The following is a 13,932-nucleotide window of genomic DNA, read 5'->3' as shown; positions in this document are numbered from 1 at the left end:
TGGCGCGCAGCTTAATCGCAGCGCGATGGCCGGCGAGGGCTTGTCCCTTTGCTCGGAAAGCGCATAAGCCTCTCCGTTTTTGTTCGTTCCACGGCGTGGAGCGCGGGCGAAGAATGACTGGCTCCCTGCACCTCTCACTCCATCACCGGACCGGAACGACACCATGCCGCTGCTCTTGAACCGCCACCGTTTCCTGCGTCATGTGGCCGCACTCTCCGTGGCCCTGCTGGCTGCGCCTTTCGCCGCGCTGGCAGCGCCTGCCACCGGCGAGCCGGTGTGGTTCGGCGTGAGCGGGCCCGTCACCGGGCAGAACGCGCAGTACGGCGCGCAGTGGAAGGCCGGCTTCGACCTCGCGCTGGAGCACATCAACGCGCAGGGCGGCATCCACGGCCGTCCGCTGGCCTACAACTTCGAGGACAGCCAGAGCGACCCGCGCCAGTCAGTGGCCATCGCGCAGAAGCTGGTGAACGACAAGCGCGTGCTCATCGAGCTCGGCGACTTCTCCAGCCCGGCCTCGATGGCCGCATCGCCGATCTACCAGCGTGCGGGCCTCGTGCAGCTGGGCTTCACCAACTCGCACCCCGACTTCACCAAGGGCGGTGACTACATCTGGAGCCCCTCCATCAGCCAGGCCGACGCGCAGCCCCTGCTGGCCGAGCTCGCGGTGAAGACGCTGGGCTTCAAGCGCCTCGCCGTGCTGTATCTCAACACCGACTGGGGCCGCACCAGCAAGGACGTGCTCGTGAAGGCCGCCCAGGAGCGCGGCGCGCAGGTCGCCATCGCCGAGGGCTACCAGCCCGACGAGAAGGACTTCCGCTCGACCCTGGTGCGCGTGCGCGATGCCAACCCCGACGGGCTGGTGCTCATCTCCTACTACCCCGACGGCGCGCTCATCGCAGGCCAGGTGCGCAGCGTGGGGCTGAAGCAGCCCATCGCCGCGGTGGGCTCGGTGTATTCGCCGAAGTTCATCGAGCTCGGGGGCGCGGCGGTGAACGGCATCTACACCAACACCGCCTTCTATCCCGACGAGCCGCGCGCCGAGGTGCAGGACTTCGTGAAGAGCTTCCGCGCGAAGTACGGCAAGGAGCCCGACGCATTCAACGCCTACGCCTACGACGCGGTGGTGTACGCAGCCGCAGCGCTGCGCCAGGCCGGCCCCAGCGCCGACCGCAAGGCGGTGCGCGATGCGTTCTACAAGATCAAGGACGTGCCCAGCGTGATCTTCGGCAAGGCCAGCTTCGATCCGCAGACGAGGCGGATCATCGGCGTGAAGAGCGTCAATCTCGTCGTCAAGGATGGCAAGTGGGCGCAGCTGGACGAGAAAGCGGCGGTGGCCGCTTCCAAGTGAGCCGTCTTCCGCGTTGTTCCCTCTCCCGCCTGCGGGAGAGGTCCAGGGTGAGGGCAGGGGCCTTCGCAAATCAGCAGTCCCTCGCATCGGCCGCTGCACCCTCAGCCCAACCCTCTCCCGCACGCGGGAGAGGGAGCAAAGCCGGCATGCCATGAGCTTCACCTCCTTCTTCGACTACACCGTCAACGGCCTGATCATCGGCAACATCTATGCGCTGCTGGCGGTGGGGCTCGCGCTGATCTTCGGCGTCTCGCATCTCATCAACTTCGCGCATGGTTCGGTGTACACGGTGGGCGCGTACATCGGCTGGGCGTCGATCACCTGGCTGCACACGCCGCTGCCCGTGACCATCGCGCTGGTGGTGATCGGCTCGGGTGCGCTGGGCATGCTGATCGAGCGCGTGGGCCTGCGGCCGCTGCAGGGCTCCGCGCGCATCGCGCCGCTGCTGGCCACCATCGGCATCAGCTTCGTGCTCGACATCCTGGTGCAGCTGGTGTTCAGCCCCGACCCGCGCTCGCTGCCCACGCAGCTGCCCGACTGGCGGCTGCAGATCGGCACCGGCACCATTGGCGCGCTCGACATCCTCATCGCCGGCATCGGCCTCGCGAGCGCGGCCGTGCTCTTCGGCTTCCTGCGTTTCACGAAGCTGGGCTGGGCCGTGCGCGCCACCGCGCAGGACCGCGATGCCGCGCAGCAGATGGGCGTGGACGTCGATCGCGTGAACCAGACCGTGTTCGCCATCGCCGCCGCGCTGGGCGGCCTCTCGGGCCTGCTGGTGGGCATGTACTACAACAACATCAGCCCCGCGATGAGCTTCCAGGCCACGCTCAAGGGAGTAGTGGCCACCGTGGTCGGCGGCGTGGGCAACGTACCGGGCGCCATCGCCGGCAGCCTGCTGCTGGGGCTGATCGAGAGCTATGGCGTGGCGATCCTCGGCACGCCGTACCGCAACCTCTTCGCCTTCGCGCTGCTGCTCGTGATCCTGCTGTGGAAGCCCAACGGACTGTTCGGGCGCAAGCGCGCATTGCCGCCCGAGCCGCTCACGGGCACCTTCATCGCGCCGAGCAAGCCGTGGCACGTGCCGCGCAGCCTGCTGCTCGCGCTGTTCGCAGCGGCGGTGGCGTTGCCTCTGTTCGACCCGTCGCCTTACCTGCTGCAGACGCTCACCAACGCATGGCTCTACGGCGCGCTCGCGCTGAGCCTCACGCTGGTGGCGGGCACCATCGGGCAGATCTCGCTGGGCCACGCGGGGCTGCTGGCCATCGGGGCCTATGCGTCGTCGCTGCTGGTGCTCGATCTTCGCCTGCCGGTGGGCACGGGCATCGTGCTCGCGGGGCTTCTCACGTCGCTGATCGGCACCGCGCTGATCTTCCCGGCCTTCAGGCTGCGCGGCCACTACGTGTCGATCGCCACGCTGGGCATCGGCGAGATCGTGGCGCTCACCATCCTCAATTGGGAAAGCCTCACGCACGGGCCCATCGGCGTGTCGGGCATTCCGCCGCTGTCGCTGTTCGGGCGCGACGCGTCGTCGAACGAGGCGCTCTACTGGGCTTCGTTCGGCGCGATGGTGCTGCTATCGCTGCTGCAGTGGCGCCTTCTGCGCTCGCACCTGGGCCGCACCTTCCGCGCGGTGCGCGAGGACGAGGTGGCCGCGCGCGCCTACGGCGTGAGCCCCGACCGCTACAAGGCGCTGGCCTTCGGCTTCGGCGGCTTCGCGGCCGGCGTGAGCGGCGCCTTCACCGCGCACATGTACTCGTACATCAACCATGAGACCTTCGGCTCGCAGATCTCGATCCTCGCGCTGACGATGGTGATCCTCGGCGGGCTCGGGAACATCAGCGGCGCGCTGTTGGGCGCGGTCGCGCTCGTGAGCCTGCCGGAGCTGTTCCGCGTGACGGCGGAGTACCGGATGCTGATCTACGGGGTGGCGCTGCTGCTGCTGATCCGGTTCCGGCCGCAGGGGTTGTTGGGCACGGTATGAGTTTCACCCCCAGGCTTCGCGCACTCCTTGTCGCTTCGCCAACCCCCGTCCGGGGTCGATACCTGCGGCTCGGCCGAGCCGGCTCCGCGGTGTCCCCCGAAGGATCGATCCCGAACCCGATGTCCGTTGTGCATCCATCACCGAGAGATACAAGACCATGAGCCACCTCAACGAATACCTCGCCGAGAAGCGCGCCGCGGTGCTGGCGCGCAACGCCGCCGTCGAAGCGGGCGCTGCGAAGCCCGTGCAGCTGAAGGCCAACGTGCGCGCCGAAGGCCGCAGCGGCGTGCGCAGGCTGCGCATCCGCGAGCACCAGGTCATCAGCGACAGCCCGCCGGATTTCGCGGGCTACGACCTCGGGCCCAGCTCCCCCGAGCTGCAGCTGGGCGTGCTGGGCACCTGCGTCACGCACATCTTCCTGATCCAGGCGGCCGAGCGGCAGGTTCCGCTAGAGAGCCTCGAGGTGGAGGTCACGGGCATCATCGATCCGCGCGGCGGCAAGCCGGGGCATGAGAAGACGCCCATCTGGCCGCACGAGATCGGCTACACGGTGCACATCGACTCGCCCGCGAGCAGCGAGGAGATCGACGCGCTGTTCGAGGCGGTGGAGCGCAACTGCCCCATCCTCAACCTGCTGCGCAATCCGCAGACCATCCGCGCGGAGGTGAAGCTGGTCGACTCGAAGGCCGGGGCTGCCAACGCGTCGCGGAAAGAGGACGATGCCGTCTCTGCTTGAGATACGCGGCCTCGTGCGCCGCTTCGGCGGGCTCACGGCCGTCAACGCGGTCGACCTGCACGTGGGCGAGGGCGAGCTGCTGAGCGTGATCGGGCCGAACGGCGCGGGCAAGACCACGCTGTTCAACCTCGTCACCGGCCTGGACCGTCCCGACGACGGGCAGGTGCTGTTCGATGGGAGCGACATCACCGGCCTGCCTGCGCAGCAGCTCGCGCAGCGCGGGCTCGCGCGCACCTTCCAGCATGGGCGCGTGTTCGCGAATCTCTCGGTGCTCGACAACGTGCTGGTCGGCGCCCACACGCGGCTGCGCGCCGTGAAACCTCGCCTGGGCGGCGTGCCCGGGCTGGGCGCCATCGCCGAGCTGGCGCTCGCGCTGGTGCAGCCCGGCGCGGTGCGCCGCGAGGAAGAGGCGCTGCGCGAGGAGGCCCGAGAGATCATCGCGCTCTTCGGCCAGCGCCTCGCGCCGCGCATCGACCACCCGGCCTACAGCCTCTCGTACGCCAACCGCCGCCGCGTGGAGATCGCCCGCGCGCTCGCGCTGAAGCCGCGCCTGCTGCTGCTGGACGAGCCCACGGCCGGCATGAACGAGAGCGAGACGGCCGAGATGCTGGAGATCATCCGCGGCCTGAAGGCGCGCGGCCAGGCGATCCTGCTGATCGAGCACAAGCTCGACCTGGTGATGCAGCTGTCGGACCGCGTGGCCGTGCTCGACGACGGCCGCAAGATCGCAGAAGGGCTGCCCGGCGAGGTGCGCCACGACCCGGCGGTGATCGAGGCGTATCTCGGCCATCGCCAGGTGGGTTCGGCGGATGTGCCGCACGAAGAGAAAGAGGCGGTGCCCGCATGATCGCCACCGTCGCCCGCACCGGCCTCGCTCCCGCGCCCCTCTGGGGAGAGGACAGGGAAGAGGGGGGGCTGCCCGAGCGCAGCACTGCGCCTGCCTCCGATGAACGGCAGCCACAACAGCAGCAGCAGCCGCTGCTGCAGCTGCGCAAGATCAACAGCTTCTATGGTCCCGTGCAGGCGCACTTCGATCTCGACATCGAGGTGCGCAGGGGCCAGATCGTCAGCCTGCTCGGCGGCAACGCCAGCGGCAAGTCGACCACGATGAAGATCGTGCTCGGGCTGCTCAAGCCGCGTTCGGGCGAGGTGCTCTTCAACGGCGAATCGACGCTCGGGCTGAGCACGCCGCAGATCGTCCGCAGGGGCATCGGCTCGGTGCCCGAGGCGCGCCGCCTGTTTCCCGCGATGACGGTGCGCGAGAACCTGCTGATGGGCGCCTATGCGCGCAGCGACCGCAAGGCCGTGGCCGAAGACCTCGAGCGCATGCTGGAGCTGTTTCCGCGCGTGGCCGAGCGCATCGAGTTCCAGGCCGGCACGCTCTCGGGCGGCGAGCAGCAGATGGTGGCGATGGCGCGCGCGCTCATGGGCCGGCCGCAGCTCATCTGCATGGACGAGCCGACCATGGGCCTGTCGCCGCTTTACGTCGACAAGGTACTGGAGCTCATCGCGCGCATCAACGCGCAGGGCGTGTCGGTGTTCATGGTCGAGCAGAACGCGAGCCTCGCGCTGCAGATCGCGCACCACGGCTACGTGCTGCAGACGGGGCGCATCGTGCTGTCGGGCCCGGCGCGCGAGCTGCTGGCCGATGCGCGCATCCGCGACGCCTATCTTGGCGGCGATGGCGCGGCGCGCACTGCATCCTGAACTCGGAACATTCACGGAGAACGCATTCATGGCACTCAGGCTCGACCACATCGTCATCGCGGTCCACGACCTCGAACGCACCATCGCCGACTACGGCGCGCTCGGATTCCATGTGCTGCGCGGCGGCGACCATCCGGGCCGCGCCACGCACAACGCGCTGGTGGTGTTCGCCGACGGCAGCTACCTGGAGCTGATCGCATGGCGCGAGCCCTCGCCCGGCGAGCGCTGGTGGCAGCTGCTGCACAAGCATGGAGAGGGCATCGTCGACTTCGCATTGCTGCCGCGCGACACCGCCGCCACCGTGGACGACGCGAAGGCGCGGGGGCTCGTGCTCGAAGGCCCGCTCGACGGTGGCCGCGTGCGGCCGGATGGCGAACGCCTGCGCTGGCAGACGGCACGCCCGCTTTCTGCAGACCTGCCCTTCCTGTGCGGCGACCTCACGCCGCGCGCCTTGCGCGTGCCCGAAGGCGACGTACGCGTGCATGCCAACGGCGTGCTGGGCGTCGCGAGCCTGGCGGTGGCTGTCGCCGACCTCGACGCGACGTTGGCGCGCTACCGCGCCCTGCTCGGCAGCAGCATCGCCGACGATGCCGACACCCACGTCGGCGAGCCCGTGGCGGTCCCCGGCAGCAACGTGCGCATGGCCGTCATCGCGCTGGGACGCAGCGTGCTGGTGCTCTCCTCGCCCCGAGAGAACGGTGGCGGAAGGCTCGGCCAGCGCCTCGCGGCGCGCGGCGAAGGCCCCTATGCGCTCGTGCTGCACACCGACAGGCCGCAGTCCACGGGCAGCTTCGACCTGGCAAAGGCGCACGGTGCATTGATCGAGCTCGACCTGCCGCCGGTCGACCGCGATCCGAGGAACGGCAGCGGCTCGCGCGTGCACCAGGCCCACAACACGGTCGGCGGCTGAGTCCTCGCTCCGCCAGCCAGGGCCGCATGCCGGCCCCTCGGCCGCCGCGTCTCGCTTTCTAGTGCGAGGCGAGATGGGCCTTGCGCAACTCGGCCCGCATCTTCTTCTGCAGGGCGGCGCCGCCTTTTTCGAGGGCCACCGAAGGCGCTGCGCTCTCCTCGGTCACAGGCCGGTACTTGCGGCCCCAGATGCCGATCTGCGTGACCACCGCCAGCAGGTCGATGCCCGTCGGCGTGAGGCTGTAGACGGCCTTCTGCTTGTGGCTGGGGTCATCGGCCTTCGAGAGCACGCCGTACTCGACCAGCTTGTTCAGCCGCTCCGCGAGGATGTTGGAGGAGATGCCTTCCTCCGACTGCAGGAACTCGCGGAAGTGGCGCTTGTCCGCGAACATCATGTCGCGAACGATCAGTAGGCTCCACCGGTCGCCGAAGACTTCGAGCGCGAGGTTGATAGGGCACGCCGACTTTTCGCTGGAGGCCATGGTTCTTCCGATCTCTTTTAAAAACTGCTTGCATTTTGATATCGGTTGATCAACACTGCAACCGCTTGCATTTGGCAAGCAGTATTTCGTATCTCGCCGAGTGCAGCGTCAGCTTGCCGGCAACGAAACCAAAGGAGTGCGCATGACCAGAAAGCTCATTCTCCAAATGCAGATGTCGGTCGACGGCTACGTGTCGCCGGCCGATGGCAACCTCGACTGGCAGCTCTGGGGCTGGGGCGATCGCTGGGGCTGGGACGACAAGCTGAAGCGCGACTTCAATGCCGTCTTCGAAGGCATCGACACCATCCTGCTGAGCCGGCTCGTCGCACAGGAGGGCTACCTCGACCACTGGGGCCGTGCCGCCAAGAGATTTCCCGCGAATCCGCACTACGCCTTCGCGCAGAAGATCGTCGACGCGCGCAAGGTCGTGCTCACCGACAAGCTCGAGTCCTCGCGATGGGAGCGCACCGTCATCGCGCGGGGCGGCATGGCGGACGAGGTGAACGCGCTGAAGCGCGAGACTGGCAAGGACATCATCACCATCGGTGGCGTGGGCTTCGCGTCGGCGCTGGTGGCGGCCGGCCTGGTCGACGAGTTCCAGTTCTTCGTGAACCCCACGGCCGTGGGCGCGGGGCGCTCTGTGTTCCACGACACGCACAAGGGCCACAGGCTGAGGCTGCTGGGCTCGACGGCCTACGAGAGCGGCATGGTGGTCAACCGCTATGCCCCGGCGGCATGAAGGACAAGGCGCCGCGCAGATACCAGCGCTTACCTGATTTCACCTGACCGCGACCTGAACGGTCCGAAGCGGACACATGCGCGGCACACAATGAACTCGTCATCAACGCATGAAGGAGTTCCGATGAAAACCAACTCGAAGATCATGGCCGTGGGAGCCGCGGCACTCGCGATGTGCATGGCCGCGGGAAGCGCCTTTGCGCAGGACCGCCGCTTCGACAACCATGGCCGCCCCGGCGACGGCCGCTACGAGCAGCGCGACCGCAATTTCGATCGCCGCGGCCCGCACGGCGACCACTACCGCGGCAACCAGGACTTCCGCGATGGCCGCCAGTTCGACCGCCGCGGCTTCCCGCAGCCGCATGCCGACTGGCGTCGCGGCGGCCGGGTGCCGCCGGAATACCGCGGCCGCAACTACGTGGTGCAGGACTGGCGCGCCTACAGGCTGCAGCAGCCGCCCCGCGGCTATCAGTGGGTGGGCGTGGGCGGCGACTTCGTGCTCGCGGCCATCGCCACGGGCGTGATCGCGAACATCATCGCCGGCCAGTAAAGGCAACCGGCAAGCGCCACGAAGCCGCCGCAGGACACTGCGGCGGCTTTTTCATTCGAGGCAACGATGACCCTCAGGCCAGGGCAGTGGGTATCGACTGGGCGCAGACGTTGCGGCCCGTGATGGTCAGGCGCAGGCCGCCGCCGTGCCACTCGAGCCAGTTGAGGCTCACGTAGGCGTCGATGTCGGCATCGTCGATGCGATCGGCCTGCCGGTTCTGCAGCAGCTCCACCGTGGCGGGGAGGCTCCGTCTCAGGCGTTCTCGCCGCTCCGCTGCATCGGCCGCCCTCTGGGAGGCCCTTGTTTGCTGTTGCTGCTGCTGCTGCGAGGTCGACGATGCCATTGCTGATCCATTTCCAGGAAGCCAAGGAATTAACCCGAATGTACGCCGCCTGTGTGAAGCTTCAGACTTCTTTTTTAACCACTCTGTCGTCCCCGGTACACACCCCCCTGCAGCTTCTGGACAAAGCCTAGATTTCGTAGTGGGAGGCCTTTTCCTGGTCTCCCAGAGCCCCTTCGACGACAGCGCGCGTCAGCGTGGGGGCGAAGGATTCGATGAAGGCATAGACGTATTTGCGCAGGTAGGTGCCCCTGCGCACGGCCAGCTTGGTGAGGTTGATGCCGAACAGCCGCCCCGCGTCGATCGCACGCAGCTGCGTGTCGCGCTCGGCCTCGTAGGCCACGCCGGCCACGATGCCGATGCCCAGGCCCAGCTGCACGTAGGTCTTGATCACGTCGGCATCCATCGCGGCGAGCACGATGTTGGGCTGCACCCCGCGCTGCTCGAAGGCCTCGTCGATGCGCGAGCGGCCGGTGAAGCCCGTGTCGTAGGTGATCAGCGGGTAGCGCGCGAGCGCCTCCAGCGTGAGCGGCGCGTCGAGCAGCGGGTGCTCCGGCGGCACGATCACCGAGTGCGTCCAGCGGTAGCAGGGCAGGGCCACCAGCTGCGGATAGTCGCCCAGCGCCTCGGTCGCGATGCCCACGTCGGCCTCGCCGTCGAGCAGCATCTGCGCGATCTGCTTGGGCGAGCCCTGGTGCAGGTGCAGCTTCACGTTCGGGAACTGCGCCCGGAATTCCTGCACCGCCACGGGCATCGCGTAGCGCGCCTGCGAGTGCGTGGCCGCCACCGAGAGCAGGCCGCTTTGCTGCGCGACGAACTCCTGGCCCGCGTGCTTGAGGTTGCTGCTTTCCATCAGCATGCGCTCGATGATCGGCAGCACGTGCCCGCCGGGCTCGGTGAGCCCCGTGAGGCGCTTGCCGGCACGCACGAAGAGTTCGATGCCGAGCTCTTCCTCGAGCTCGCGGATCTGCCGGCTCACGCCGGGCTGGGAGGTGTGAAGCGTATGGGCGACCTCGGTCAGGTTGAAGCCGCAACGAACGGCCTCGCGTACCGAGCGCAGTTGTTGGAAGTTCATCTGGCGCGGAGGAGTCATCGAAGCCCCGGATGGGGCCGACCGGCGATTCTCGGCAGAAGCGCTTATTCGGGGAACGATGCGTTTGTTGGTTTCACATGAGCAAAACATCTTTGAGCCGCTCCTGCGGAGTCCGTGACCCCGTCGCTTGCAATTTCGCACGAACGTGCTAAAGTTCGCCGCATGGACGCCAAGACCCAGAAAAGCGAACTCACCCGCGCCGCCATCGTCGGCGCGGCGATGAACCTCGCGCTGGCCGAAGGCCTGGAGGCCATCACGCTGCAGGCCGTGGCCAGCAGGCTGGGCCTGTCCAAGAGCGGCGTGTTCTCGCGCGTGGGCTCGCGCGAGGCGCTGCAGAAGGCCGTCATCGAGGAGTACGGCCGCGGCTTCCTGGCCGACGTGTTCGTGCCCGCCATGCAGAAGCCCAAGGGTCTGGCCCGGCTCAACGAGATCGTGGCGCGGTGGATCGCCCGCATGCGCGACGTCGAGATGCACACCGGCTGCCTCTACACCGCCGGTGCCTTCGAGTTCGACGACCGCGAAGGCGAGCTGCGCGAGATGCTGCTGGGCGAGATCACCCGCTGGCGCGCCGCGCTGCGCCGCACCGTGCTGCAGGCCATCGAGACCGGCGAGCTCAGGGCCGACACCGACCCGGCCCAGCTCGTGAGCGAGATCAACGGCCTGACCATGACCCAGCTGCACGACGCGCGCTTCCTGCGCGACCCGCAGGCCGCCGACCGCGCCACGCAGACCTGGCAGCGGCTCCTGTCCAGCTACCTCGCCTGAGCGAGCCCCTTCACGAAGCAGGCGGATTTCCCGCGCATCGATTTGCCAAAATTTCGCACAGTCGTGCGATAAAAAGGAGAAGCACCATGCTGATCATCGCCCTCTTCCTCGCCGCGTACGCGGCCGTCCTCGGCCTCAGGGGCCTTCGCGACACGCTGCGCGGCCTGCCCGCGAGCAACAACGACTGGGTCTGGTACTGAACACCCGCAAGGAACACCTGCCCATGACCAGCACTTCTTCCTCCGCCGGCCACGCCGCGCAGTCGAACTACTACCGGCCCAGCCGCACGATGCGCGCACTGCGCTTCGGGCTCACAGCCTCGCAGCGCCTGTGGCCCGCGCTGGCGGTGCGAGCCGCCTACCGCGTCTTCGGCACGCCGCTGCCGCCCAAGTGGCTCTATCGCGGCCAGGGCCCCGGTGCCGAGTGGCGGCGCGAGAGCTGGGCCTTCGAGGACGCGGGCGTGGGCATCTACCACCTCGCCGCGCAGGACTCGGGCGCCGAATCGGCGCCTGTGGTGCTGCTGGTGCACGGCTGGGGTGGGCATGCGGGCCAGATGCTGCCGCTCGCGCAGGCGGTGGCGGCCGCGGGGCTGCGGCCGGTGCTGCTCGAACTGCCGGCGCATGGCCGCAGCGCCGGGGTGATGAGCAACTCGCCGCAGTTCGCACGCGCCATCGCGTATGTCGCGGCGCGGCTCGCGGCGGACGGCCATGCGCTGCGCGCCGCTGTCGCACACTCGCTGGGTGCCAACGGGCTCGCGCTGGCCGCTGCGCGCGGTCTGCCGGCCGAACGCATCGTGCTGCTCGCGCCGCCGGCTTCGCCGCGCGACTACACGCGCTATTTCGCGCACACCTTCGGCCTCAGCGAAGCCACGCGGCTGGCGATGCAGCGGCTGTTCGAATCGCGCGAGGGCGTGCTGATGCAGCAGCTCGAGCCGGCGGCGGTGGGGCCGCGCATCGCGCAGCCGACGCTGATCGTGCATGACCGCGACGACCGCGTGAACCGCTTCGCAGACGCGGAGGCCTACCGCGACGCGATCGCCGGAGCACGCCTCGTCGCCACGCAGGGCTGGGGGCATCGCCGCATCCTCAAGGAAGCCGAGGTGCTGGAGCAGGTGGCGCGCTTCGTGGCGGCGGACTGACGCCGTCCGCGATCAAGTCTCTACCAGTTGGGATGGACCGGGGTGAACACCGGCTTGAAAAGGTGCCGGCGCACGATCTCCCCATAGCCCCGGTAGTAGAAGTTGCCGTTCGCCTCCAGCACCGCCGCGCGGTGCCTGCGGAAGTACACCGGGATCTCGTACCACGGCATGGTTGGCGCACGGTGATGCACGTGGTGCAGGTTGTTGAAGAGGTACAGCAGCCCGAACACGAGATTCGATTCCACGATGGCCACGCGCTCGTGCGGCGTGTCGGCCCAGCGGTGCTCGGTGAAGGTGCGCAGCGAGCCCAGCATCATCCCGGGATAGACGAAGTACAGAAGGTACTCGCCGAAGCCCATGCCGCAGACCTCGACCACGTAGTACAGCACCGGCGCCACGCTCAACGCGTGCCAGAACCACGTCGGCAGCCGCGAGAAGTCGCCCGCGAGCACGCGCCCGGCCTCGAAGCGCACCAGCTTCCACAGCCGCAGGAACGGCCCCAGCACCACGCGGAACGCGATCGTCTGGTTGGCCATGTAGATCCATCGCCACACGGGCCCATAGCTCTGCCATGCCGGCGCGGAGTGGTAGGCGCTCTCGTTGTCGCGCTCCGGATGCGTGAGATGGAAATTGACGTGGTGCGAGCTGTGGCCGCGGTTGTAGAAGGGGTACGGCAGCCAGAGGTTCAGCGGCGGCCACACCACGGCGTGGCGCAGCCACTTCGGCAGGTGGCGCATCGCATGGATGCTCTCGTGCTGCAGCGAGAAATGCAGCTGAGCGAGAAAGCCGCCCACGATGAACAGCGCCCAGCCTGGAAGCAGCGCGTGCCACCACACCAGCGCACCCCATGCGGCGTAGAGCAGGGCGGCCAGCAGAAGCGTGGGCACCTCGTAGTGCCACCACCAGTGGCGGCGCGCAGGTGCATTGCGGTGGAGGGGCAGGGCAGTCGATGTCATGGCGATGGACCGGACTGCGATGCTAGGTAGCAAGCGGACGCTTGCATGCGCGCTTTTCGCATAAGCATCGGCGCGAAACTTAGTTCGGCAGGCGCGGGGCGAGGCCTACGCTCCACGGCTTTGCTGCGCGCCCGCAGGGTGCGCCTTCACGGCAGCCGCGTGCCGGCCCTTCGCTTCCTCCCATGAAGAAACTCCTCACCCGCATCGCCCTGGCGTTGCTCGCTGCGCTGTCCGTCGACGTGCAGATCCAGGCCGCCACGCTGGACGACTATCCGGCCAGGACCATCCGCCTCGTCGTGCCCTATCCGGCCGGCGGCATCGCCGACAAGATCGCCCGCGAGGTCGCCGAGCAGCTCCAGCAGCGGCTCAGGCAGGCGGTGGTGGTCGAGAACCGCAGCGGCGCCGCAGGCAACATCGGCTTCGAGTACGTCGCGCGGCAGCCGGCCGACGGCTACACGCTGCTGCTCGCGCCGGCGTCCAACCTCACGGTGCAGCCCGCGCTGTTCAGGCAACTGAGCTACGACCTCTCGCGCGACTTCACGCCCGTGTCGCTGCTCGTGCAGACGCCGCAGGTGCTGCTGGTGAATCCAAAGCTGCCGGTGGCCAGCCCGCGCGAGCTGATCGACTATTCGAAGAAGAACCCCGGCAAGGTCAACTACGGCATCAGCGTGGGCGCGTACTCCCACCTCGCGGGCGAGCTGCTGAAGACGCAGACCGGCGCCGACTTCACCGCCATTCCCTACCAGGGCAGCGCCCCGGCCCTCAACGACCTGCTTGCGGGCAGACGCAGTTCATCTTCAACGAGGTGGTCACCGCCATACCCTTCGTGAAGGCCGGCACGCTCAAGCCGCTGGCCGTGGCCTACCGCACGCGCGCACCCTGGCTGCCCGATGTGCCCACCACTGCAGAAGCCGGCCTGCCCGATTTCGAGGTCACCTCGTGGTACGGCGTGGTGGTGCGCAGCGGCACGCCCGCGCCGCTGGTGCAGCGCCTGTCGCGCGAGCTGCGCGACATCGTGCAGACGGCCGAGTTCAGGAAGCGCTACGACGACATCGGCGCCTTCACCGTGGGCAGCTCGCCCGAAGACTTCGCGCGCTTCATCCAGTCGGAGACCGTCAAGTGGACCGCGGTGGTGAAGCAGGCCGGCATCCAGCCCAATTGATGAGCGACGGGCCCCGGAGAATGCGCG

At 68.3% G+C, this 13,932-nt stretch carries 14 protein-coding genes and 1 pseudogene; 11 read left to right on the top strand and 4 right to left on the bottom strand.

The annotated features are described in order from the left end of the window. Positions 1 to 163 precede the first annotated feature (163 nt). From ACTJLF_RS24015 to ACTJLF_RS23990, 6 genes are all read left to right on the top strand, one after another. Positions 164 to 1,348, top strand: coding sequence for an ABC transporter substrate-binding protein (locus tag ACTJLF_RS24015; RefSeq protein WP_019653596.1), 1,185 nt, complete (start codon positions 164 to 166; stop codon positions 1,346 to 1,348). A 151-nt stretch (positions 1,349 to 1,499) separates the two neighbouring features. Continuing rightward, positions 1,500 to 3,329, top strand: coding sequence for an ABC transporter permease (locus tag ACTJLF_RS24010; RefSeq protein WP_126183549.1), 1,830 nt, complete (start codon positions 1,500 to 1,502; stop codon positions 3,327 to 3,329). Between the two features lie 157 nt (positions 3,330 to 3,486). Next, positions 3,487 to 4,065: an OsmC family protein gene (locus tag ACTJLF_RS24005; protein WP_440884042.1), complete on the top strand. Its 579-nt coding sequence runs from the start codon at positions 3,487 to 3,489 to the stop codon at positions 4,063 to 4,065. Continuing rightward, positions 4,049 to 4,912, top strand: coding sequence for an ABC transporter ATP-binding protein (locus tag ACTJLF_RS24000; RefSeq protein WP_440884041.1), 864 nt, complete (start codon positions 4,049 to 4,051; stop codon positions 4,910 to 4,912). The genes ACTJLF_RS24005 and ACTJLF_RS24000 overlap by 17 nt, the downstream gene beginning before the upstream one ends. Then, positions 4,909 to 5,772 carry an ABC transporter ATP-binding protein gene (locus ACTJLF_RS23995; RefSeq protein WP_260310513.1) on the top strand — a complete coding sequence of 288 codons (864 nt, stop codon included), beginning with the start codon at positions 4,909 to 4,911 and terminating at the stop codon, positions 5,770 to 5,772. The genes ACTJLF_RS24000 and ACTJLF_RS23995 overlap by 4 nt, the downstream gene beginning before the upstream one ends. A 28-nt stretch (positions 5,773 to 5,800) precedes the next feature. After that, the gene (locus ACTJLF_RS23990; protein ID WP_080647828.1) at positions 5,801 to 6,682 is read left to right on the top strand and encodes a VOC family protein; all 882 of its coding nucleotides are present in this window, start codon (positions 5,801 to 5,803) and stop codon (positions 6,680 to 6,682) included. Between the two features lie 58 nt (positions 6,683 to 6,740). On the opposite strand, the gene ACTJLF_RS23985 is transcribed toward ACTJLF_RS23990, so the two are convergent. Beyond that, a complete protein-coding gene (locus tag ACTJLF_RS23985; RefSeq protein ID WP_440884040.1) occupies positions 6,741 to 7,163 on the bottom strand; it encodes a winged helix-turn-helix transcriptional regulator in 423 nt (140 codons plus the stop codon). 142 nt (positions 7,164 to 7,305) lie between these two features. On the opposite strand from ACTJLF_RS23985, the gene ACTJLF_RS23980 reads away from it, so the two are divergent. Both ACTJLF_RS23980 and ACTJLF_RS23975 read left to right on the top strand, forming a co-directional pair. Continuing rightward, a complete protein-coding gene (locus ACTJLF_RS23980) occupies positions 7,306 to 7,902 on the top strand; it encodes a dihydrofolate reductase family protein (protein WP_440884039.1) in 597 nt (198 codons plus the stop codon). Between the two features lie 123 nt (positions 7,903 to 8,025). After that, on the top strand, positions 8,026 to 8,451 hold the full coding sequence (locus tag ACTJLF_RS23975) for an RcnB family protein (RefSeq protein ID WP_019653588.1): 426 nt from the start codon (positions 8,026 to 8,028) through the stop codon (positions 8,449 to 8,451). 73 nt (positions 8,452 to 8,524) lie between these two features. Here the strand turns inward: ACTJLF_RS23975 and ACTJLF_RS23970 are convergent, their stop codons facing one another. Continuing rightward, a complete protein-coding gene (locus ACTJLF_RS23970) occupies positions 8,525 to 8,794 on the bottom strand; it encodes a hypothetical protein (RefSeq protein WP_132755713.1) in 270 nt (89 codons plus the stop codon). A 127-nt stretch (positions 8,795 to 8,921) separates the two neighbouring features. Further along, positions 8,922 to 9,866: a CysB family HTH-type transcriptional regulator gene (locus ACTJLF_RS23965; protein WP_019653586.1), complete on the bottom strand. Its 945-nt coding sequence runs from the start codon at positions 9,864 to 9,866 to the stop codon at positions 8,922 to 8,924. Positions 9,867 to 10,046: 180 nt separating this feature from the next. Between ACTJLF_RS23965 and ACTJLF_RS23960 the strand changes: the two genes are divergently transcribed. Continuing rightward, positions 10,047 to 10,649, top strand: a complete 603-nt coding sequence (locus ACTJLF_RS23960; RefSeq protein ID WP_019653585.1) for a TetR/AcrR family transcriptional regulator — start codon at positions 10,047 to 10,049, stop codon at positions 10,647 to 10,649. Positions 10,650 to 10,872: 223 nt separating this feature from the next. Continuing rightward, positions 10,873 to 11,787 (top strand): alpha/beta hydrolase, encoded by a 915-nt coding sequence (locus ACTJLF_RS23955; RefSeq protein ID WP_132755715.1) that lies wholly within the window; start codon positions 10,873 to 10,875, stop codon positions 11,785 to 11,787. Positions 11,788 to 11,807: 20 nt separating this feature from the next. Here the strand turns inward: ACTJLF_RS23955 and ACTJLF_RS23950 are convergent, their stop codons facing one another. Further along, positions 11,808 to 12,743, bottom strand: coding sequence for a fatty acid desaturase (locus tag ACTJLF_RS23950; protein ID WP_132755717.1), 936 nt, complete (start codon positions 12,741 to 12,743; stop codon positions 11,808 to 11,810). A gap of 182 nt (positions 12,744 to 12,925) precedes the next feature. Here ACTJLF_RS23950 and ACTJLF_RS23945 point away from each other — a divergent pair. Then, positions 12,926 to 13,905 (top strand): annotated as a pseudogene (locus ACTJLF_RS23945) (Bug family tripartite tricarboxylate transporter substrate binding protein). The last annotated feature ends 27 nt before the right edge of the window (positions 13,906 to 13,932 follow it).

The organism is Variovorax sp. 22077, assembly GCF_052044195.1.
GTDB classification, from domain to species: domain Bacteria; phylum Pseudomonadota; class Gammaproteobacteria; order Burkholderiales; family Burkholderiaceae_C; genus Variovorax; species Variovorax atrisoli.
The sequence above is the reverse complement of the archived record's forward strand: the minus strand, read 5'-3'. Positions and strand labels throughout refer to the sequence as shown.